We start from the raw sequence: 20,824 nt of genomic DNA, 5'->3' as shown, positions 1-20,824 counted from the left end.
CGCCGCGGCGGAAACCCCCGGACTTTACCCTAGCTAAGTTTCGAGGATTTCGCCGGTGGTCATGTTGATGGCGGGCAGGTCCGGAGCCTCAGTGCCGCCGGCCGCAAAGTGGGCCATGATGGCACCGGCCAGGGCCGGGCCAACCCCGTTCGCTCCGGTCAGTTCAGCGGCCGTCGCGGCCTTGATGGCCTTGACGGACCCGAAGTGGGCCAGCAGGGCCTTGCGTTTGGCGGCACCAAGGCCCGGAACGGCGTCCAGGGCGGACACCGTCATCGCCTTTCCCCGCTTTTGCCGGTGGAAGGTGATGGCGAACCGGTGCGCCTCGTCGCGGATCCGCTGCAGGAGGTACAGGCCCTGCGAGGTCCGGGGCAGGATCACCGGGAAGTCACTGTCCGGCAGCCACACCTCTTCAAGCCGCTTGGCCAGGCCCACCACGTACACGTCGTCGACGCCGAGGTCAGCGAGGGCGCGCGCGGCGGCGTTGACCTGGGGCTTGCCACCATCCACCACCACCAGGTTGGGCGGGTAGGCGAATTTGCTCCGCGGGGCGGGGGTGGTGGAGTCGTCCACTGTGGTGGTGGTTTCCGGGGCGTGTTCCGTGCCGGCCGCTTCCTCGCCGGCCGCTTCCTCGCCGGCAGCCGGTGCCGGGACGGCCGCCGGGGCCAGGGCCGCCTCGGTGACCTGGGCTGTTTTGTCCTGGAGGTAGTAGCGGAAGCGGCGCGTCAGGACGTCGTGCATGGCGGCCGTATCGTCGGAGGCCGCGGGGCCGGTGATGGCGAACTTGCGGTAGTCCGACTTTTTGGGCAGGCCGTCCTCCACCACCACCATGGAGGCCACCACGTTGGTGCCCTGGACGTGCGAGACGTCGTAGCATTCGATCCGCAGCAGGGCCACGGGCAGGTCCAGGGCTTCCTGGAGTTCCTGCAGGGCCTGCGACCGGACGGTGAGGTCACCGGCCCGGCGGGTTTTGTGCAGCCGCAGGGCATGTTCGGCGTTTTCCCGCACGGTGGACATCAGGGCTGCCTTGTCCCCGCGCTGCGGCACCCGGATGTCCACCTTGGCGCCGCGGATCCCGGCCAGCCATTCAGCCAGGTCACCGGCATTGCTGGGTTCCACGGGGACCAGGACTTCGCGGGGCAGCCGGCCATGGGTGTCGCCATCCTCGCCGTAGACCTGCTGCAGCAGGTGCTCCACGAGGTCGGGGGTGCTGAAGTCCTCCACCTTTTCCACCACCCAGCCGCGCTGGCCGCGGATGCGTCCGCCGCGGACGTGGAAGACCTGCACGGCGGCTTCCAGTTCGTCCTCGTGCAGGGCGAAGATATCGGCGTCCGTCTCCTCCGCCAGTACCACGGCGTTGCGCTCAAAGACCTTCCGGAGGGCGGTGATGTCGTCGCGGAGCCGTGCTGCGTGTTCGTAGTCCAGCTCCGCCACTGCGGCCTGCATCTGCTTTTCCAGCTTGGCCGTGAACCGTTTCGCTTCGCCGCCCATAAACGCGCAGAAGTCCTCGGCCAGCGCGCGGTGGTCCTGCGGTGAAATCCTGCCCACGCACGGCGCCGAGCACTTGTCGATGTAGCCCAGCAGGCAGGGCCGGCCACTGGCTTCGGCGCGCTTGAAGACGCCTGCGCTGCAGCTCCTGACGGGGAAGACCCGCAGCAAAGTGTCCATGGTTTCCCGGATGGCACCGGCGGTGTAGGGACCGAAATACCGGGTCCCTTTGCGTTTGTCGCCGCGCAGCACCTGGACGCGGGGATACTTCTCGCTGAGGGTGACAGCCAGGTACGGGTAGGTTTTGTCGTCCCGGAACACCACGTTGAAGCGGGGCTTGAATTCCTTGATCCAGGTGAACTCGAGCTGCAGCGATTCGAGCTCGCTGCCCACCACCGTCCATTCGACGCTGCTGGCGGCATGGACCATGGCGTAGGTCTTGGCCGGCAGGCCCGCCGGGTTGGCAAAGTACGAGTTCAAGCGTGAGCGGAGGTTCTTGGCTTTGCCAACGTAGATGACCCTGCCGTGCGGATCGCGGAACCGGTAGACACCGGGGTTTACGGGGATTTCTCCCGTCCGGGGCCTGTAACTTGCTGGATTTGCCACCTGTCCAGTCTACTGAGGCCCGGCGGGTGCCGGGGACACCGCCGTGCCCCCGGGCAGGCTTACTCGGCGATCTTGCTCTGGTTGTAGCTGGTGGAGCGTTCCTGTCCGCTGAGTTCGGCGATGGCGTCCATGATCCGGTCCGTGACCTGGCGGCGGGCCGGCAAAGAGTGGTCCGGGCCGGTTTTATCGAAGTACAGCGGCTCCCCCACCTTCATGGTGAAATGCTGGGGCCGGACACCCTTCTCCCCGGCGCGCTGCAGATTCTCGGTGCCGATCAGGCCCACCGGGATCACGGGTGCACCGGTGGTCAGCGCCAGCCAGCCCACACCGGTGCGGCCGCGGTACAGGATGCCGTCGCGGGAGCGTGTGCCCTCCGGGTAGATGCCGATGCCTTTGCCGGCCTCCAGGATGTCCATCAGCGTTTTGAGGGCCTGGACGCTGGCTGCCTGCTCCCCGCGTTCCACGGGAATGGACCCGACGGATTCGAAAAAGGCCTTCATCACGCGGCCCTTGACGCCCCGCGTGGTGAAGTACTCGGCCTTGGCGAAAAATGCGACGGGCCGGGGCATCAGGGCCTGGACAATAACGCTGTCGAAGAAGGACAGGTGGTTCGGCGCCACGATGAACGGCCCGTCAGTGGGCACGTTTTCGAGCCCGATGACGGTGGGCCGGCAGGAGCCGCCGATCAGGGTGCGGGTGGTCCAGCGGACGGCGTCAAACATTTCCATCGTTGGTCACCTCACTCATGGCGGCGGAGTGGATGGACTCGAGGCGGTCGACGGCGGCGGCCAGGGCGTCGGCGTCCTGCACCACGGCCACTGCCCCGGCAAGGTCCAGCTCGCCGTCGGGCGCGAATCCCCAGGCAACACCGATGCAGTCAAGGCCGTTGGCGATGGCACCGGCGACGTCCTGCGCCCGGTCCCCCACCATGATGGCGTGGTGCGTGCCCAGGTCAGCCAAGGCAGCCGCGATGATTTCGGTTTTGCCCAGCGGGACCCCGGCCACTGCCGTTTCGTCATCCGCGGAACCGTGGATGCCCTTGAAGTACCCGTCCAGGCCATGGTGCGCCAGCACGGTGCGCGCCAGCCCCTGCGGCTTCTGGGTTGCCACTGCCACCGGCCGGCCGGCGGCCGCGTAGGCGCCCAGCAGCTCCCGGACCCCCGGGTAGACCCGGCCCTGGCCGATGCCCGTGGCCACGTAGTACTGCCGGTACCGGGTGATCACCTGGTCCAGCAGGTGTTCGGGTACGCCGGCTACGTTCAGCAGGGAATCACTGAGCTTGGGGCCGATCATGGCCTCCAGCAGGTCCTGGGCCGGGACCGGAAGTCCCAGCCCGCCCAGGGCGGCGGCAATTCCGTCGGTGATGCCGCCGGCCGGATCGACAAGAGTGCCGTCCAGGTCAAAGATCACGGGCACTGTTGTTTGAGTCACCGGGTTAGTTTCTCACGACAGCACTCATGCCTGAAACTCCCATGCCGATACCGGAATACTTCCGCCGGATCAGCCGAGGATTTCCGCCAGGAACGCCGCTGTGTGGCTGGTGGTCGATTTGGCCACCTGCTCGGGTGTTCCGGTGGCCACAATCTGGCCGCCGCCGGAACCGCCGTCGGGACCCAGGTCAACCACCCAGTCGGCACTCTTGATGACGTCCAGGTTGTGCTCGATGGTGATCACGGTGTTGCCCTTGTCCACCAGTCCCTGCAGGACCATCAGCAGTTTCCTGATGTCCTCGAAGTGCAGGCCGGTGGTGGGCTCGTCCAGGACGTAGATGCTCCGGCCATTGGACCGCTTCTGGAGTTCCGCGGCAAGCTTGACGCGCTGCGCCTCGCCGCCGGACAGTGTGGTGGCAGGCTGGCCCAGCCGCACGTAGCCCAGGCCCACGTCCACCAGGGTGCTCAGGTGCCGGGCGATGGGCGTGAACGCCGCGAAGAACTCGGCGCCTTCCTCGATGGGCATGTTCAGGACATCGGCGATGGTTTTGCCCTTGTAGTGGACTTCCAGGGTTTCCCGGTTGTACCGGGCGCCGTGGCAGACCTCGCAGGGGACGTAGACGTCCGGCAGGAAGTTCATTTCGATCTTCAGGGTGCCGTCACCCGAGCACGCTTCGCAGCGGCCGCCCTTGACGTTGAAGGAGAACCGGCCGGGAAGGTAGCCGCGGACCTTGGCCTCAGTGGTCTCGGCGAAAAGCTTGCGGATGTTGTCGAACACGCCGGTGTAGGTGGCGGGGTTGGAGCGCGGGGTGCGGCCGATGGGGCTTTGGTCCACGTGGACCACCTTGTCCAGGTGCTCAAGTCCCTGGACGCTCTTGTGCCGGCCGGCCACCTGCTTGGCGCCGTTGAGCTTGTTGGCCAGCACCTTGTAGAGGATCTCGTTGACCAGGGTGGACTTGCCGGAGCCGCTGACCCCGGTCACGGCCGTGAAGAGGCCCAGCGGGAAGGCCGCGTCCACGTTGATGAGGTTGTTCTCGCGGGCGCCCACCACCTTAAGTTCCCGCTTGCGGTCATACTTACGGCGCTTTTTGGGTACGTCGATCTTTTTGCGGCCGGAGAGGTAATCGCCGGTCAGGGACTCGGTGTTGGCCAGCAGGTCCTGGTAGGAACCCGAGTGGACCACCTGGCCGCCGTGCTCCCCGGCGCCGGGCCCGATGTCCACGATCCAGTCGGCCACGTGGATGGTGTCCTCATCGTGTTCCACCACGATCAGGGTGTTGCCCATGTCGCGGAGCCTCGTGAGGGTGTCGATCAGGCGGCGGTTATCGCGCTGGTGCAGCCCGATGGAGGGTTCATCCAGGACGTAGAGGACACCCACCAGGCCGGAACCGATCTGCGTGGCCAGCCGGATGCGCTGCGCTTCGCCGCCGGACAGCGTGGCGGAGGGCCGCTCCAGGTTCAGGTACTCCAGGCCGACGTCCAGGAGGAAGGTCAGGCGTGCCTGGATCTCCTTCAGCACCTGGTGTGCGATCTGGGCTTCGCGGCCGGTCAGCACCAGGTTGTTCAGGAACTCGGAGCAGTCCCGCATGGGAAGGGCCGCCACTTCGGCAATGGACTTGCCGTTGATCAGCACTGACAGCGACGCCGGGTTGAGGCGGGCGCCGTTGCAGGCGGGGCAGGGGATCTGCCGCATGTATTCCTCGTAGCGGTCACGGGCCCAGTCCGAATCCGTCTCACCGTGCTTGCGGTGGACGTACTGGATGGCACCTTCAAAGCCGGTGCTGTATTTCCGTTCGCGGCCGAACCTGTTTTTGTACTGCACCACCACTTTGTGGTCCTTGCCGTGCAGGACCGTCTGGCGGACGTCCTTGCCAAGCTTTTCCCAGGGGGTGGTCATGGAGAACCCGAGTTCCGTGGACAGGCCTTCGAGCAGCCGGTTCCAGTATTCGGTGGTGGCGGTGCCCAGCGACCAGGGCGCGATGGCACCTTCAGAGAGGGACAGTTCGCCGTTGGGGACGATCAGTTCCTCGTCCACTTCAAGCCGGGTGCCGATGCCACTGCAGGCCGCGCAGGCGCCGAAGGGGTTGTTGAAGGAGAACGACCGCGGCTCGATCTCGTCGATGGCCAGCGGGTGCTCATTAGGGCAGGCGAGGTGTTCGGAGAAGGCACGGATCCGGGCGGGATCGTCGGCCTCCAGGTTCACGAACTCCGCCAGGACACGGCCTTCGGCAAGGCCCAGGGCGGTTTCCACGGAGTCGGTGAGCCGCTGGCTGATGCCATCCTTGACCACCAGCCGGTCCACCACCACCTCGATGGTGTGCTTGTACTGCTTGCCGAGTTTGGGCGGTTCGCTGAGCTGGATGAGTTCACCGTCAACGCGGGCCCTGGAGTAGCCCTTGGCCGTCAGCTCCTTGAACAGGTCAACAAACTCGCCCTTGCGTCCGCGGACCACCGGCGCCAGGACCTGGAACCGGGTGCCTTCGTCCAGCTCCAGGAGCTGGTCAACAATCTGCTGCGGCGTCTGCTTGGCTACGGGCTCGCCGCAGACAGGGCAGTGCGGGCGGCCTACGCGGGCCCAGAGGAGGCGCATGTAGTCGTAGATTTCGGTAATGGTGCCCACCGTGGAACGCGGGTTCTTGCTGGTGGACTTCTGGTCGATGGAGACCGCCGGGGACAGCCCCTCGATGAAGTCGACGTCAGGTTTGTCCACCTGGCCCAGGAACTGGCGTGCGTAGGCGGACAGCGATTCCACGTAGCGCCGCTGGCCCTCGGCGAAGATGGTGTCGAACGCCAGGGACGATTTGCCGGATCCGGACAGGCCGGTGAACACGATCATGGCGTCGCGGGGAAGGTCAAGGTCCACGTTGCGAAGGTTGTGTTCCCGGGCGCCCTTCACCACCAGGCGGGAAAGGTCCGGCCGCTGCACGGAGGCAGCAGGGACGACGGCGGTGGAATCGTTGGGGACGGCTGTTTCTTCAGCTACGGCTTTAGGCACTTACCAATGCTAATCGAAAACTTCTTCGAATATCCACGTGATGCTGCGCTCACCCGGCGTCGTAGGCCGCCGCCAGCAGCTTCACGGCCTCCGCGAAAGTGGCGCCCTGGCTCCTGGCAGCAGCTGCGTAGGCTGCGGCTGCGGCGGACAGTCCGCCCAGGCGTTCGTCCGGCGCGCACACCACGGTGCCGTTCCGCCCCCGGGTGGCCACCACACCGGCCGACTCCAGCTCCTTGTATGCCCTGGCCACGGTGTGCGGTGCCACGTCCAGGGCGCTTGCCAGTGCACGGACGGCGGGCAGCCTGGCCCCGGGCGCCAATGCGCCGTTGTCCACCTGGTGGATGATCTGCAGCCGGAGCTGGTCGAAGAGCGCCACGGTGCTGGCGGTGTTGGGCAGCCACGTACCGGGAAAGGTGTTGTCGGGACTCACAGCCCGGGCTCCAGGACTCCGGGCCGGATTTCGCGGGAAGCGAACTGCGCGCGGTAGAGCCCGCTGTAGTAGCTGTTTGCAGCCAGCAGGTCCTCGTGGGTTCCCTGCTCAACAATCCGTCCGTGGTCCATGACCAGAATTAGATCAGCGTTCCGGACCGTGGACAAACGGTGGGCAATCACAAAACTGGTCCGGCCGTGCAGCAGCCGCTTCATGGCCTGCCTGATCAGCAGCTCCGTCCTGGAATCCACGGAACTCGTGGCTTCATCCAGCACCAGGACCTCGCGCCCTGCAAGCTGGGCGCGGGCGATGGTGATCAGCTGGCGCTGGCCGGTGCTAAGCGGCTCGCCGCCGTTTTCCAGGATCGTGTCGTAACCCTCCGGCAGGGACCTGACGAACCTGTCCACGTGCGCCGCGTCCGCCGCGGCCTGGATGTCTGCCGGGGCGGCCCCGGGCCGGCCGTAGGCGATGTTTTCGTGGATGCTGCCTGCGAACAGCCAGGCGTCCTGGAGCACCACACCGAACCGCTCCCGCAGCCTGTCCGGTGGCAGGGTGGCGATGTCAACACCGCCAATGGTGACCCGGCCGGACCCGGGTTCGCTGAACCGCAGCAGCAGGTTGACCACGGTGGTCTTCCCGGCGCCGGTGTGGCCCACAATGGCCACTGTTTGGCCCGGTTCCACGGTGAAGGCCAGGTTCCGGACGGCCGGCGCAGCGTCCGGGTAGCCGAAAGTGACGTTCTCGAAGGCGATGCGGCCGTCCGGTACCTTGCGGGCGTTCGGAGGGCGGCCGCTGTCCCGGCGCTGTGCGGGGCCGGGGACTTCGCCGGCGTCCAGGAGGTCAAAAACGCGGGCGGCGGAGGCGACGCAGGACTGGATGAGGTTCAGGAGGCCGCCGATCTGCCCCACAGGCTGGGTGAAGAGCCGGCTGAACTGGATGAACGCTTGGATGCCGCCGATGGTCATGGAGCCCGCAATCACCTGGAGCGCACCCACCACTGCCACCGCAATGTAGTTCAGGTTGGAAATTAGCACCATCAGCGGCTGGACCATTCCGGCCGAGTACTGGGCCCTGGTGGCCGAGCGGGCAAGTTGGTCGTTGCTGCGGCCGAACACCTCGGCGGCGCGGTCCTGGTACCCGAAGGCCTTGATGACCTCGTGGCCGGAAATGAACTCCTCCACATGGGCGTTCAGCACGCCGGTCTCATTCCATTGCCGGTCAAACTGTGCCTGGGACCGGCGGGCCACCAGGACGGTGACCAGGGTGGACAGTGGGATGGTGGCCAGGGCGATGACCGCCAGCAGCGGGGAAATCCAGAGCATCATGGCCAGGGAACCCACCAGCAGCAGGCAGGAGGAAATCAGCTGGGTGAGGAGCTGGTTCAGGGCCTGGGCAATGTTGTCGATGTCGTTGGTTGCCCGGCTCAGCACGTCGCCGCGGGAGCGGTCAGTGAAGTAGCCGGCCGGCAGCCGGTGCAGCTTGGCCGCGACGGATTCGCGCAGCCCGTACATCAGGCCCTGCACCGAGCGTGCTGTCAGCGCCCCCTGGATCCAGTTGAAGAGCGAGGCAAAAATGTACATCCCCGCCACCAGCGCCAGCAGCCCGGCCAGCCGGACCTGGTCCAGCCGGCCGCTCATCAGCCCATCAACCACTGCGTCGGTGGCGTCGCCCAGGAACTTCGGGGCTGCGACGTTGAATCCGGCGAACGCGCAGGTAGCTGCCACGGCGCCCGCCATCCTCCGCCGGAAGGGCCGCAGCAGGCCCAGCAGCCTGCCCGCGGTGGGCCAGAATCCGGGCTCCTCTCCCCCGCTGCCGCCGGCTGTCACTGCCGGCCATCCAGGGCAAGCTGCGATTCCGCGATTTCACGGTAGGTGGCGGACCCTGCCAGCAGTTCAAGGTGCGTCCCCTGCGCCACCAGGTGCCCGCCGTCGAGCACCAGCACCAGGTCAGCGGCCTCCACCGCCGAAATGCGCTCGGCCACCACAATCACGGTGGCCGTGGACAGGTTGGACTGGAGTGCTTCGCGCAGCCTGACGTCCGTTGCATAGTCGAGGGCGGAAAAGCTGTCGTCGAACAGGTAAAGCGGCGCCTTCCGGAGCAGCGCCCGGGCAATGCACAGGCGCTGCCGCTGCCCGCCGGACAGGCTGGTGCCTCCCTGGCCCACGCGTGTCTCCAGGCCATGGGGCAGGTCCCGCATGAACCGCATGGTCTGTGCGGTTTCCAGCGCCGCCCACAATTCACTGTCTGTGGCCTCCGGCGCAGCCACCCTCAGGTTCGCGGCGATGGTGCCGGAAAAGAGGTGTGAGTGCTGGGGGACGATGGACATGCTCCGGCGCAGGCCATCCAGCGGCAGGTCCTTGATGTCCGTGCCGTCGAGGCTGATCCGGCCGCTTGTGGAGTCCAGGAAGCGGGGCACCAGGTTCAGGAGGGTGGACTTGCCGCTGCCGGTGGATCCCAGGATGGCAGTGGTGGTTCCGGGCGCGGCCGTGAAGGAGACGCCGGCGAGGACCGGAGCCTCAGCACCCGGGTAGGAGAAGCCAACGTTGTGGAACTCGACGGCGGCGGCACGGGACGGTGTCTGCAGGTGGCGCGCTGCCGGAAACCTGCGGGGCGCGGTGGCGGCCGGGCCGGGATCGGTGACCGACGGTTCGGCGTCCAGGACGGCGGTGATCCGTTCTGCGCAAACGGCGGCCCGGGGTGCGGTCATCAGGACGTACATGGCCATCATGATGGCCAGCAGGATCTGCAGGATGTAGGCGATGAACGCCGTTAATGCGCCAAGGTTCATCTGCCCGGCCTGGATCCGGTGCCCGCCGAACCAGACCACGGCCACGGAGGAAAGGTTGACCACCAGCATGATCAGGGGCAGCATCCCGGCGACCAGCAGCGCGGACTGCAGGTTGTTGGCCGTGAGCTTCCTGTTCACGCCGGCGAACCGTTGGACCTCATGGTCCTGGCGGACAAACGCCCGGATGACCATGGCGCCGATGATCTGCTCGCGGAGGATGCCGCCGGCGCGGTCCAGGAAGTCCTGGCCTTCGCGGTACAACGGGATGAGCCGCCGGACGATCAGATACATGATCAGCACCAGCAGCGGCACAATGGCGATCACCACTGCGGACAGGCCCGCATCCTGGTGCAGGGCCAGGGCGATGCCGCCCACTCCCATGGCCGGGGCCGCGAAGAACATGGTGAACACCAGCAGCGCGAACGCCTGGATCTGCTGGGTGTCGTTGGTGGCGCGGGTGGTGAGGCTTTGGGCTCCGAACAGGGCCACATCCTGGGAGGACAGGGCTTGGATCCGGTCGAAGATGCGGGCCCGCAGGCCGTGACCGATTTTCATCGCCACCACGGCGCCGAGGTACCCGGCAGCGATGGCGGCGGCGGCCTGGACGGCGGCGACGGCGGCCATCACCAGGCCGAGGCGGGAAATCACGCTGACGTCGCCCGCCACGATGCCGTCATCGATAATCGCGGCGTTGATGGTGGGAAGCAGGAGCGTGGCGCCGGCCTGGACCAGCTGCAGGAGGAGCAGGGCGACCACGGCTGCTTTGTGGCCCCGAAGGAGCCGCCCCATCAACGCAATCAGCAAGGAACCTCCAGTGCAGGTCGAATGGCCGGGGTGGGCGGTAGCCTCCATCCCTCAACCATTCCGTCATTGTAGGGCACATCACATTCGACCGGTGTCATATCGCGTGACCGGTCTTGTAGAGGCTGGCGCTGCGGCTGCCTCAGCCGTTCTTTTGGCCGACGGCGAAGATCCTGCGGAAGGGAAAGACCGTGCCGTGTTTGCCCGGCGGATAGGCCTCGGCCAGCAGGGCAGCGTATTCGGCCTCGAACAAGGCGCCCTCTTCAGCGGGCAGTGCAGCCATGACCGGCCGCAGAGCCGTGCCGCGGACCCATTCAAGGACGGGATCGGCACCCGGCAGCAGTTGCTGGTAGCTCGTTTCCCACGCATCGGCGGTGAAGCCGGCATCAAGCAGCAGGTCCAGATACTCCGCCGGCTCCCCCACCGACTCGCCGCCCCGCAGGACCCCTGCGAGCTGGGGGGCCCAGCGCTCCGACGCGGCGAGGCCGCGCATCAGGGTATGGGAGGGCGCGTTGAAGTTGCCGGGCACCTGCATGGCGAACCAGGCCCCTGGTCGGAGTGCGGCAAGCCAGGTCCGCATGAGGTCCTGGTGCCCCGGAACCCATTGCAGGGCGGCGTTGGTCACCACCACGTCCGTCCCGGCCGGGGGCCGCCAGCCCGCGATGTCGCCCTGCTCAAACCGCAGGCCGCCGGCGGCCAGGCCCGCCGCCTTGGTGAGCATGTCCGGGGAGGAATCCAGGCCCACCACGGTCGCAGCCGGCCAGCGTTCCGCCAGCGTTGCGGTGAGGTTGCCGGGCCCGCAGCCCAGGTCCACCACCTGCTGCGGGGCCTGGGCGTGTACCCTGCCGGTGAGGTCGAAGAACGGGCGGTCCCGGTAATCGCCGAATTGAACATACTTCGCCGGATCCCACTTCATGTTTTCCTCCAGTTTCTGGTGCTGCAGCAATGCTGCCGAGCCTAGCCCGGCCGGAACGGATTCCGGGGCGTACCGGGGCACTAAGCTGGAAATCAATGAAACTCGTTGACCAGCTGACTGATCTTTCCGCTCTGAACCCGGCTGCCGCCGTCGACCCCGATGACCTGTATTCGCGGTTCGTTGAATGGACGCAGGCCAGGGGCCTGGCGCTGTATCCCGCGCAGGACGAGGCCATCATGGAGCTCGCCACCGGGGCCAACGTGATCCTGGCCACCCCCACAGGTTCCGGTAAGTCCCTGGTGGCCATCGCCGCGCATTTCCAGGCGATGGCCCAGGGCCGCCGCAGCTACTACACGGCGCCCATCAAGGCTCTGGTGTCCGAGAAGTTCTTTGCCCTTTGCGAGATCTTCGGCGCGGAAAACGTGGGCATGGTCACCGGGGACTCCGGGGTGAACCAGGACGCACCGATCATCTGCTGCACCGCGGAGATCCTGGCGAACGTGGCGCTGCGCGAGGGAACAGCCGCGGAGCTGGGCACCGTGATCATGGACGAGTTCCATTTCTACTCCGACCCGCAGCGCGGCTGGGCCTGGCAGGTCCCGCTGCTGGAACTCCCGCAGGCGCAGTTCCTCCTGATGTCCGCGACGCTTGGCGATGTGGCCCGGTTCGAGGACGGACTCACGGAGCTGACCGGCCGGCCCACCACCACCGTGAGCTCCGCCGAGCGGCCCATCCCGCTGCACAACTACTACCACCAGACCCCGGTGCACGAGACCCTCGAGGAACTGCTCTCCACCCGACAGGTCCCCGTGTACGTGGTCCACTTCAGCCAGATCGAAGCGATCGACCGGGCCCAGACGCTGATGAGCATCAACGTCTGCAGCCGCGAGGAAAAGGACAAAATCGCGGAGCTGATTGCCGGCTTCCGGTTCGCCGCCGGCTTCGGGAAGACCCTGAACCGGCTGGTCCGCCACGGCATCGGCGTGCACCACGCCGGCATGCTGCCCAAGTACCGCCGGCTGGTGGAACAGCTCGCCCAGGCAGGACTGCTGAAAGTCATCTGCGGCACGGACACCCTTGGTGTGGGCATCAACGTGCCCATCCGCACCGTCCTGTTCACCGCCCTGAGCAAGTACGACGGCGTCCGCACCCGCCTGCTGAACTCCAGGGAGTTCCACCAGATTGCCGGCCGGGCAGGCCGGGCAGGCTACGACACCGCCGGGACCGTGGTGGTCCAGGCGCCGGAGCACGTCACCGAAAACGTGAAGGCCATGGCGAAAGCGACCGCCAAGTTCGGCGATGACCAGAAGAAGCTGCGCCAGGTGGTCAAAAAGAAGCCGCCGGAGGGTTTTGTCTCCTGGGGCGAACCCACCTATAAGCGTCTCGTCGAGTCTGTTCCTGATCCACTGGGTTCCAGCTTCACGGTGACCCACGCCATGCTGATGAACCTGATGGAGCGGCCGGGCGACCCCTTCACGGCCGCCCGCAGGCTGCTGACGGAAAACCACGAGCCCAGGTCCTCCCAGCTCCGGCTGATGAAGAAGGCGCTTGGGATTTACCGGGAGCTGCTGGCGGCCGAGGTCATCGAACGCATTCCCGTGCAGGAGCAGGGCCCGGACGGCCGAACAGTCCGTTTGACCGTGCACCTGCAGGCCAATTTCGCCCTGAACCAGCCGCTCTCCCCCTTTGCACTTGCTGCGCTGGAGCTCCTGGATCCGGAGTCGCCGTCGTACGCCCTGGACGTGGTGTCCGTGATCGAGGCGACCCTGGAGAAGCCGCGCCAGATCCTTTCCGCCCAGCAGAAGAAGGCCCGCGGCGAGGCTGTGGCGGCCATGAAGGCCGACGGCATCGAATACGACCAGCGGATGGCGATGCTGGAGGAGGTCACGTATCCGCAGCCCCTTGCCGAGATCCTGGGTGAAGCGTTCGAGGTGTACCGGAAGGCGGCACCGTGGGTGGGCGATTTCGAACTCGCCCCCAAGTCCGTGGTCCGGGACATGTACGAGCGGGCCATGAACTTCGGCGAGTTCGTCCAGTTCTACGGGCTGGCCCGGTCCGAGGGCATTGTGCTGAGGTACCTGTCCGACGCGTTCAAAGCGCTCCGGCAGACGGTGCCGCAGGACATGCTGCGCGAAGACCTGGAGGACCTGGTGGCGTGGCTGGGTGAGATGGTGCGCCAGGTGGACTCGAGCCTGCTGGACGAATGGGAGGAGTTGGCCGCCGGCAACACGCTCACCCCGCACGACGCTCCGCCGCCGCCGCCTCCGCTGCTGACCGCCAATATCCGGGCTTTCCGGGTAATGGTGCGCAACGAGATGTTCCGCCGGGTGGAACTTTTCGCGGACGAAGATGCCGCTGCGCTGGGCCTGCTGGACGGCGCTGCCGGCTTCGATGCGGACCGGTGGGAGGATGCCCTTGACGATTACTTCGACGAGCACAACGACATCGGCACCGGCCCGGATGCCCGCGGACCCGGCCTGTTGATCATCACCGAGGAGCCCGGCACGTGGAAGGTGCGGCAGATCTTTGACGACCCCGCCCGGAACCACGACTGGGGCATCTCCGCCGACGTGGACCTTGCGGCTTCGAACGAGGCCGGCACCGCGGTCCTTACCGTGACGGCCGTGAACCGCCTGTAGGACCTGGCGCCTGTAGGACCTGGTGCACGGCACCCGTTGCCCGGCGCGTCCTGCGGCGTCACGGCGGTAAGCTCGAACAATGAGTGTAATCCGCGCCGCAAACCAGCATGATGTACCTGCAATCCTCCGGATGATCCACGAACTGGCCGACTACGAAAAAGAGCCTGACGCCGTCCGGAACACCCCGGAAATGCTGCAGGAGGTCCTGTTCGGTCCGGACCCGCGTGTCTTCGCGGCCATCGCGGAAAACGCGGCCGGCGAGGTCCAGGGGTTCGCGCTGTGGTTCCTGAACTACTCCACCTGGGAAGGTGTCCACGGAATCTACCTGGAGGACCTCTACGTCAGCCCTGCCGCCCGCGGCGAAGGCCACGGCAAGGCCCTGCTGCAGCACCTTGCAGGGATCGCCCTGGCCAACGGGTACGCCCGTGTGGAGTGGAGCGTCCTTGACTGGAACGAGCCGTCCATCAACTTCTACCGGAGCCTCGGCGCCCGCCCCATGGACGGGTGGTCCACGTTCCGGCTCACCGGTGCGGCCCTGACGCAGTTCGGCACGGCCGTCCCGGCAGCGGTCAATGGCTGACGCGGCCGTGACGGCTGTCGGGCCTGCCCGCACCGCGGGCCACCAGGTCAAGGCGCGGCACGAGTACCGCGGCATGCGGACGGTGGAGCACTACTTCACCGTGCCGCTGGTGCACGGGACTGACTCGGAAACCATCACCGTATTTGCCCGGGAGTACGTTTCCACGGCGCACACCCCCCAGGAAGCGGAAGACCTGCCCTGGCTGCTGTTCCTGCAGGGCGGCCCCGGCGGCCGTGGCAACAGGTTTGCGTCCCTGGGCGGCTGGAGCAAAGCCGCTGCCAAGGATTTCCGGATCCTGATGCTGGACCAGCGCGGCACCGGCCTGTCCACGCCGATCGACCGGAATACGCTGGCGCTCCAGGGCGACGAGGCAGCGCAGGCCGCCTACCTGGAAAACTTCCGTGCTGATTCGATTGTGGCCGACGCGGAACTCATCCGGAACACGCTGGGCTCGCCGGCCTGGAGCATTTTTGGCCAAAGCTACGGCGGATTCTGCGCCCTGACCTACCTTTCGTTTGCGCCGCAGGGCCTCAGGGAAGCCCTGATCACCGGCGGGCTCGCTCCCCTGTCAGTACCTGCGGAGGACGTCTACCGGGCCACCTTCCGGCGCGTGGCAGCCCGGAACGCGCAGTACTTCGGCTGGTACCCGGAAGACCGGGACACGGTGGACCGGATTGCCCGGCACCTGCGGAGCACTGCCGAAACGCTGCCGGACGGCAGCGTCCTCACCGTTGAACGGTTCCAGATGGTGGGCTCCTTCCTGGGCGGCAACACCCGGGTCGACGCGCTGCACCACCTCCTGGAAGATGCGTTCGTCGCGGCCGACGGCGGCACCCGCCTTTCGGACGCCTTCCTCGAGCAGGTGCACGGCATCGTTTCCCGCCGCTCAAACCCGCTGTACGCAGTGGTGCACGAATCCATCTACGGCCAGGGTTCAGCCACCGCGTGGGCCGCCTGGCGGGTCCTCGCCGAGTACCCGCAGTTCCGGCCGGACGCCGACCACGTCCTACTGACGGGCGAAATGGTCTACCCGTGGTACTTCGACCAGGACCCGGCGCTGCAGCCCCTGCGCGGCGTCGCGGAACTGCTGGCGGCGAAGGAGGACTGGGCGCCGCTGTACGACGTCGACCGGCTGGCTGCAAACACGGTGCCCGTGGCTGCCGCCGTGTATGCGGAGGACATCTATGTGGACCGGGACTTGTCCCTGGGCACCGCCTCAGCCGTCCGCGGGCTGCAGGTCTGGGAGACTGCAGACTTCCACCACGACGGAATTGCCGACGACGGCGAAGCCATTTTCGGCCGGCTGCTGGGAATGGTCCGGTCAGTCCGGCGCTGACTGCCTGCGCCGCGCTGCCAGCGAGAGGAAGGCCACGGCCAGGACACCTGCCCCGATCACTGCGCCCAGCATGTTCAGGCCCGGATAGCCTGCCCAGCTGAGCACAAGCCCGGAGACGGCACCACCCACCGCACCGGCGGCGCCCATCAGCATGTCGGACACCCCCTGGACCACCACGCGGGAGTCCGGGTCCACACTTTCGGCCAAGAGCGTGGACCCGGCCACCGTGGCCGCCGACCAGCCCATGCCCAACAGCACGAGGCCCACGGCTACGGCGGTGGTGGAGCCCTGGCCGAGGCCGGCCACGGCCGCCGCGCCCAGCAGCAGCGTAAGCCCGATCATGATGGTCTGGATCCGGCCTGCCCGGTCGGTCAGCCAGCCCATCACCGGCGAGAGGGCATACATGCCGGCGATGTGCAGGGAAATGGTGAAGCCAATGACAACCAGGGCGTCGGCTGACGCATGGTGCCCGGCCTGCGAGGCGGCGGGTCCTTCCACCACGTGCTGCAGGTGCAGCGGCGTCATGGACATGATGCCCACCATTACTGCGTGGGCGGCGACAACCGCGGCAACGGCCAGCCGGGCACCCGCGGAGCCTTGGATGGCCCGGAAGCCCCTGGCCAGGGACCCTTTTCCCCCCACGGGATCTTCAGCTTTGGCGGGGGCGCGGGGCACGGCGGCGGCAAGTTCCCTGGCCAGCTGCAGCGGGTCCGGGCGGAGTCCGGCGAAGACGATGACGACGGCGACGAGCAGGCCGGTGCCTGAGATGACGAACGGTCCCGCGGTGGACGGCAGGCCCAAGGCCAACCCCACCGCGGCACCGGGCCGGATCAGGTTCGGTCCGGCAACGGCACCTACTGTCACTGCCCACACCACAGTGGACAGCGCCTTCCCCCGGCTCCCGGCCGCCGCAAGGTCCACGGCGGCAAACCGTGCCTGCAGGCCTGCGGCCGAACCCACGCCAATTCCAGCCGCACCCAGCAGCAGCAAAGGGAACAGGCCGGTCACCGTTGCCAGGACCATCAGGACGGTGCCGCCAAAGGCAGTCAACAGTCCGGCCACCTGGCTGATCCGCCGGCCGCTCCGGTCTGCCAACGCCGCCAGGGGAACGGCGGCCACGGCTGCACCGAGGGTCATGGCGGTGGCCACCACTCCTGCCCAGGCGCTGGACCCGGAGAGCTCCACGGCGAGGATGGAGCCGATGGAGACCGTTGCTCCTGCGCCGATGCCGCCGAAGACCTGGGCGCCGGCCAACAGTGCCACCGTGCGCTGTTGAATGCGGCGCACGTCGGGGTCCGAGGGGGTTCTGGCGGCCATGCTGGAAGCATAGCCCCAGCCCTCGGCGCATGGCGTTTAAAGCAGCAATCCCGGCCGCAGGTGCGGCCGGGATTGCTGTGGTGCTGTGCCTGCGGGTGTTAGTCGCTGTGGCTCTTGCGGGCGTCTTCCTCGAGCCGCGGGTCCACGTGGGCGTCCTTGGCTTTGGAGCTCAGCAGGCTGGCGACGACGGCGACAATGATGGTGCCGACGATGACTGCGAGGGACACAAAGGTGGGGATCTCCGGGGCCCATTCAATGTGGTTGCCGCCGTTGATGAAGGGCAGCTCGTTCACGTGCATGGCGTGCAGGACCAGCTTGACGCCGATGAACGCCAGGATGAACGACAGTGCGTGCTTCAGGTAGATCAGGCGGTTCATGAGGCCACCCAGCAGGAAGTACAGCTGGCGGAGGCCCATGAGGGCGAACAGGTTTGCGGTGAACACAATAAAGGGGCTCTGCGTGAGGCCGAAGATGGCCGGGATGGAGTCAACGGCAAACAGCAGGTCGGTGAGGCCGATGGTGATGAACACGATCAGCATCGGGGTGAAGACCTTTTTGCCGTTCACGGTGGTGCGCAGCTTGCCTTCATCGAATTTCTCCGACATCGGGATGATCTTGCGGATCCGGGCGATGAGCGGGTTTTCCTTGTCCTCCTCGTCCTCACCTTCGTCCTGTGCCTGCTTCCAGGCGGTCCACAGCAGGAACGCACCGAAGATGTAGAAGACCCAGCTGAACTGTTCGATCACAATGGCGCCGAGCAGAATGAAGATGCCGCGGAGGATCAAGGCGATGATGATGCCTACCATCAGGACTTCCTGCTGGTACTTCCGGGGTACGGAGAACCTGGCCATGATGATGATGAAGACAAAGAGGTTGTCGATGCTGAGGCTGTACTCCGTGACCCAGCCGGCCACAAACTGGCCGCCGAATTCAGGGCCGGTGAAGAAGAACATGGCACCGGCAAACACCAGCGCGAGGCTGACGTAGAAGGCCACCCAGAGGCCGGCTTCCTTCATGGAGGGTTCGTGCGGACGACGCACCACCAGGAGGAGGTCAATCAGGAGGATCAGGCCGAGGATGACAAACGAGCCAACCTCGAACCATACGGGCAAATCGAGCACAGGTAGCCTTTCGCAGGGTACGGAAAAGTCGTGTAAGTCTCTCCGGCCTGCCGATGCACTTGGTGCTGATGTGGCGGCCCGCTACGCCCGGCGGGGCAACCATGCCCTGCGTGTTGACGATCGTAGCACTCGGGATACTCCCCTACGCGACGTTAACTGTAACCCAGACCGGCACCAAAGGACCCCGGCCCACCCAAGATGACGTGGCGGTCAGGCGTGCCCGGCTGCCTGCATCTGGCGCAGTTCCTTCTTCAGCTCGCCGACTTCGTCGCGGATCCGTGCGGCCACCTCGAACTGAAGATCGGCGGCTGCGCCATGCATCTGCTCGGTGAGCTGTGCGATCAGCCCCACCAGATCCTCGGCCGGCGCCGCAGCGAGCCCGTCCGCGCGGACCTGGGCTGAGCCCTTCTTCGCGCCGCCCTTGTTTGCCCCCGTGATCCCGCGCTTGCCCTTGCCGTAGTCGAAGCTGCCCAGCAGCGCATCGGTGTCGGCGTCTTCCTTGGCGAGCTGGTCGGTGATGTCCGCGATTTTCTTCCGCAGGGGCTGCGGGTCGATGCCACGTTCGGTGTTATAGGCCACCTGGATGGCACGGCGCCGGTTGGTTTCATCGATGGCGTGCGCCATGGAGTCCGTGATCCGGTCCGCGTACATATGGACCTGGCCGGAGACGTTGCGGGCGGCACGGCCAATGGTCTGGATCAGCGAGGTCGAGGACCGGAGGAAGCCTTCCTTGTCCGCATCGAGGATGCTGACCAGGGACACTTCGGGCAGGTCCAGGCCTTCCCTCAGCAGGTTGATGCCCACCAGGACATCGAAGCTGCCCATCCGGAGTTCACGCAGCAGTTCCACCCGGCGGAGGGTGTCCACGTCCGAGTGCAGGTACTCGACCTTGATCCCGTGCCCCAGGAGGTAGTCCGTAAGATCCTCCGCCATGCGCTTGGTGAGGGTGGTGACCAGGATGCGTTCGTTTTTCTCTACCCGGGTCCGGATCTCGCCCAGAAGGTCGTCGATCTGGCCCTTGGTGGGCTTGACCACCACCTCAGGATCGATCAGGCCCGTGGGCCGGATGATCTGCTGCACAAAGCCGTCCGCCTTGCCCAGTTCGTACTTGCCGGGGGTGGCGGAGAGATAGACGGTCTGGCCTACCCGGTCCAGGAACTCGTCCCACTTCAGCGGCCGGTTGTCCATGGCGGACGGCAGCCGGAACCCGAAGTCCACCAGGTTGCGCTTGCGGGACATGTCGCCTTCGTACATGGCGCCGATCTGGGGAATGGTCACGTGTGATTCGTCCACCACCAAGAGGAAGTCGTCCGGGAAGTAGTCGATCAGGCAGTGCGGTGCGGTGCCGCGGGCGCGGCCGTCGATGTGGGAGGAATAGTTCTCGATGCCGTTGCAGAACCCCATCTGCTGCATCATTTCAAGGTCGTAGGTGGTCCGCATCCGCAGCCGCTGGGCCTCGACGAGTTTGTTCTGGCTCTCCAGCACCTGGAGCCGTTCGGCAAGCTCATCCTCAATCCGCTTGATGGCGCGGGCCATCCGCTCGGGTCCGGCCACATAGTGGGAGGCGGGGAAGACGTACATTTCGTCCTCTTCCCGGAGCACCTCACCGGTGAGCGGATGGAGGGTCTGGATGTTCTCGATTTCGTCGCCAAAGAATTCGATCCGGATGGCGAGTTCCTCATACATGGGGATGATTTCCACGGTATCGCCACGGACGCGGAACGTGCCGCGGTGGAAGTCCATGTCATTGCGGGCGTACTGCATGGAGACGAATTTGCGCAGGAGGTCATCCCGGTTCATTTCGGCACCCTTGCGCAGGGTCACCATGCCGGCGATGTACTCTTCCGGCGTGCCCAGGCCGTAGATGCAGGACACAGTGGCCACCACGATGACGTCGCGGCGGGTGAGGAGCGCGTTGGTGGCGGAGTGCCGGAGCCGCTCGACTTCCTCGTTGATGGACGAGTCCTTCTCAATGAAGGTGTCCGTCTGGGCCACGTACGCTTCAGGCTGGTAATAGTCGTAGTAGGAGACGAAGTACTCCACCGCATTGTTGGGCAGCAGCTCGCGGAATTCGTTGGCCAGCTGCGCGGCAAGGGTCTTGTTCTGCACCATCACCAGGGTGGGGCGCTGCACCTGCTCGATGAGCCAGGCGGTGGTGGCGCTTTTACCGGTACCCGTGGCGCCCAGGAGCACCACGTCCTTCTCGCCGTTCTTGATACGTTCGGTGAGCTCCTTGATGGCCGCCGGCTGGTCGCCTGCAGGTTTGAACTCGCTGATGACTTCGAAGGGCGAAACAACACGGTTTATTTCCTGCGCAAGGCTCATGCATCTAATCTACAACCGGGCACCGACAGTCAGGCTGCCAGTCCGTTACCGGCGA

Annotated in this window: 14 protein-coding genes; 3 read left to right on the top strand and 11 right to left on the bottom strand. The window is 66.3% G+C overall.

Features of this window, described 5'->3' with window-relative positions:
* Positions 1-33: 33 nt before the first annotated feature.
* From uvrC to ACRB8A_RS09115, 8 genes are all read right to left on the bottom strand, one after another.
* Positions 34-2,091, bottom strand: a complete 2,058-nt coding sequence (gene uvrC, locus ACRB8A_RS09150; protein ID WP_432245993.1) for an excinuclease ABC subunit UvrC — start codon at positions 2,089-2,091, stop codon at positions 34-36.
* A gap of 59 nt (positions 2,092-2,150) precedes the next feature.
* Positions 2,151-2,819, bottom strand: a complete 669-nt coding sequence (locus tag ACRB8A_RS09145) for a lysophospholipid acyltransferase family protein (RefSeq protein ID WP_050684803.1) — start codon at positions 2,817-2,819, stop codon at positions 2,151-2,153.
* Positions 2,806-3,522, bottom strand: coding sequence for an HAD family hydrolase (locus tag ACRB8A_RS09140; protein WP_050684802.1), 717 nt, complete (start codon positions 3,520-3,522; stop codon positions 2,806-2,808). Before ACRB8A_RS09140 ends, ACRB8A_RS09145 begins: the two co-directional genes overlap by 14 nt.
* A 69-nt stretch (positions 3,523-3,591) precedes the next feature.
* A complete protein-coding gene (gene uvrA, locus ACRB8A_RS09135; RefSeq protein ID WP_056600421.1) occupies positions 3,592-6,516 on the bottom strand; it encodes an excinuclease ABC subunit UvrA in 2,925 nt (974 codons plus the stop codon).
* Between the two features lie 49 nt (positions 6,517-6,565).
* Positions 6,566-6,946, bottom strand: a complete 381-nt coding sequence (locus ACRB8A_RS09130; RefSeq protein WP_050684800.1) for a GntR family transcriptional regulator — start codon at positions 6,944-6,946, stop codon at positions 6,566-6,568.
* A complete protein-coding gene (locus tag ACRB8A_RS09125) occupies positions 6,943-8,682 on the bottom strand; it encodes an ABC transporter ATP-binding protein (RefSeq protein WP_082484344.1) in 1,740 nt (579 codons plus the stop codon). Before ACRB8A_RS09125 ends, ACRB8A_RS09130 begins: the two co-directional genes overlap by 4 nt.
* A gap of 86 nt (positions 8,683-8,768) precedes the next feature.
* A complete protein-coding gene (locus tag ACRB8A_RS09120; protein WP_432246028.1) occupies positions 8,769-10,523 on the bottom strand; it encodes an ABC transporter ATP-binding protein in 1,755 nt (584 codons plus the stop codon).
* A 154-nt stretch (positions 10,524-10,677) separates the two neighbouring features.
* A complete protein-coding gene (locus ACRB8A_RS09115) occupies positions 10,678-11,451 on the bottom strand; it encodes a trans-aconitate 2-methyltransferase (protein WP_056600470.1) in 774 nt (257 codons plus the stop codon).
* A gap of 95 nt (positions 11,452-11,546) precedes the next feature.
* Here ACRB8A_RS09115 and ACRB8A_RS09110 point away from each other — a divergent pair, with 95 nt between their 5' ends.
* From ACRB8A_RS09110 to ACRB8A_RS09100, 3 genes are all read left to right on the top strand, one after another.
* The gene (locus ACRB8A_RS09110; RefSeq protein WP_432245992.1) at positions 11,547-14,090 is read left to right on the top strand and encodes a DEAD/DEAH box helicase; all 2,544 of its coding nucleotides are present in this window, start codon (positions 11,547-11,549) and stop codon (positions 14,088-14,090) included.
* A gap of 79 nt (positions 14,091-14,169) precedes the next feature.
* Positions 14,170-14,670, top strand: a complete 501-nt coding sequence (locus tag ACRB8A_RS09105; RefSeq protein ID WP_056600425.1) for a GNAT family N-acetyltransferase — start codon at positions 14,170-14,172, stop codon at positions 14,668-14,670.
* Positions 14,663-16,006 carry an alpha/beta fold hydrolase gene (locus ACRB8A_RS09100; RefSeq protein WP_056600426.1) on the top strand — a complete coding sequence of 448 codons (1,344 nt, stop codon included), beginning with the start codon at positions 14,663-14,665 and terminating at the stop codon, positions 16,004-16,006. The genes ACRB8A_RS09105 and ACRB8A_RS09100 overlap by 8 nt, the downstream gene beginning before the upstream one ends.
* Here ACRB8A_RS09100 and ACRB8A_RS09095 read toward each other — a convergent pair.
* The 3 genes from ACRB8A_RS09095 to uvrB form a co-directional block, all read right to left on the bottom strand.
* Positions 15,992-17,323: an MFS transporter gene (locus tag ACRB8A_RS09095; protein WP_432245991.1), complete on the bottom strand. Its 1,332-nt coding sequence runs from the start codon at positions 17,321-17,323 to the stop codon at positions 15,992-15,994. The two genes, ACRB8A_RS09100 and ACRB8A_RS09095, sit on opposite strands and share 15 nt — an antisense overlap.
* Positions 17,324-17,421: 98 nt before the next feature.
* Positions 17,422-18,444 carry a TerC family protein gene (locus ACRB8A_RS09090; RefSeq protein ID WP_050684793.1) on the bottom strand — a complete coding sequence of 341 codons (1,023 nt, stop codon included), beginning with the start codon at positions 18,442-18,444 and terminating at the stop codon, positions 17,422-17,424.
* Between the two features lie 210 nt (positions 18,445-18,654).
* A complete protein-coding gene (uvrB, locus tag ACRB8A_RS09085) occupies positions 18,655-20,769 on the bottom strand; it encodes an excinuclease ABC subunit UvrB (protein WP_050684792.1) in 2,115 nt (704 codons plus the stop codon).
* Positions 20,770-20,824 lie beyond the last annotated feature (55 nt).

The organism is Arthrobacter sp. G.S.26, assembly GCF_050847375.1.
GTDB lineage: Bacteria > Actinomycetota > Actinomycetes > Actinomycetales > Micrococcaceae > Arthrobacter.
Note: the sequence above shows the minus strand (reverse complement) of the source record. Positions and strands in the feature narration are given on the sequence as shown.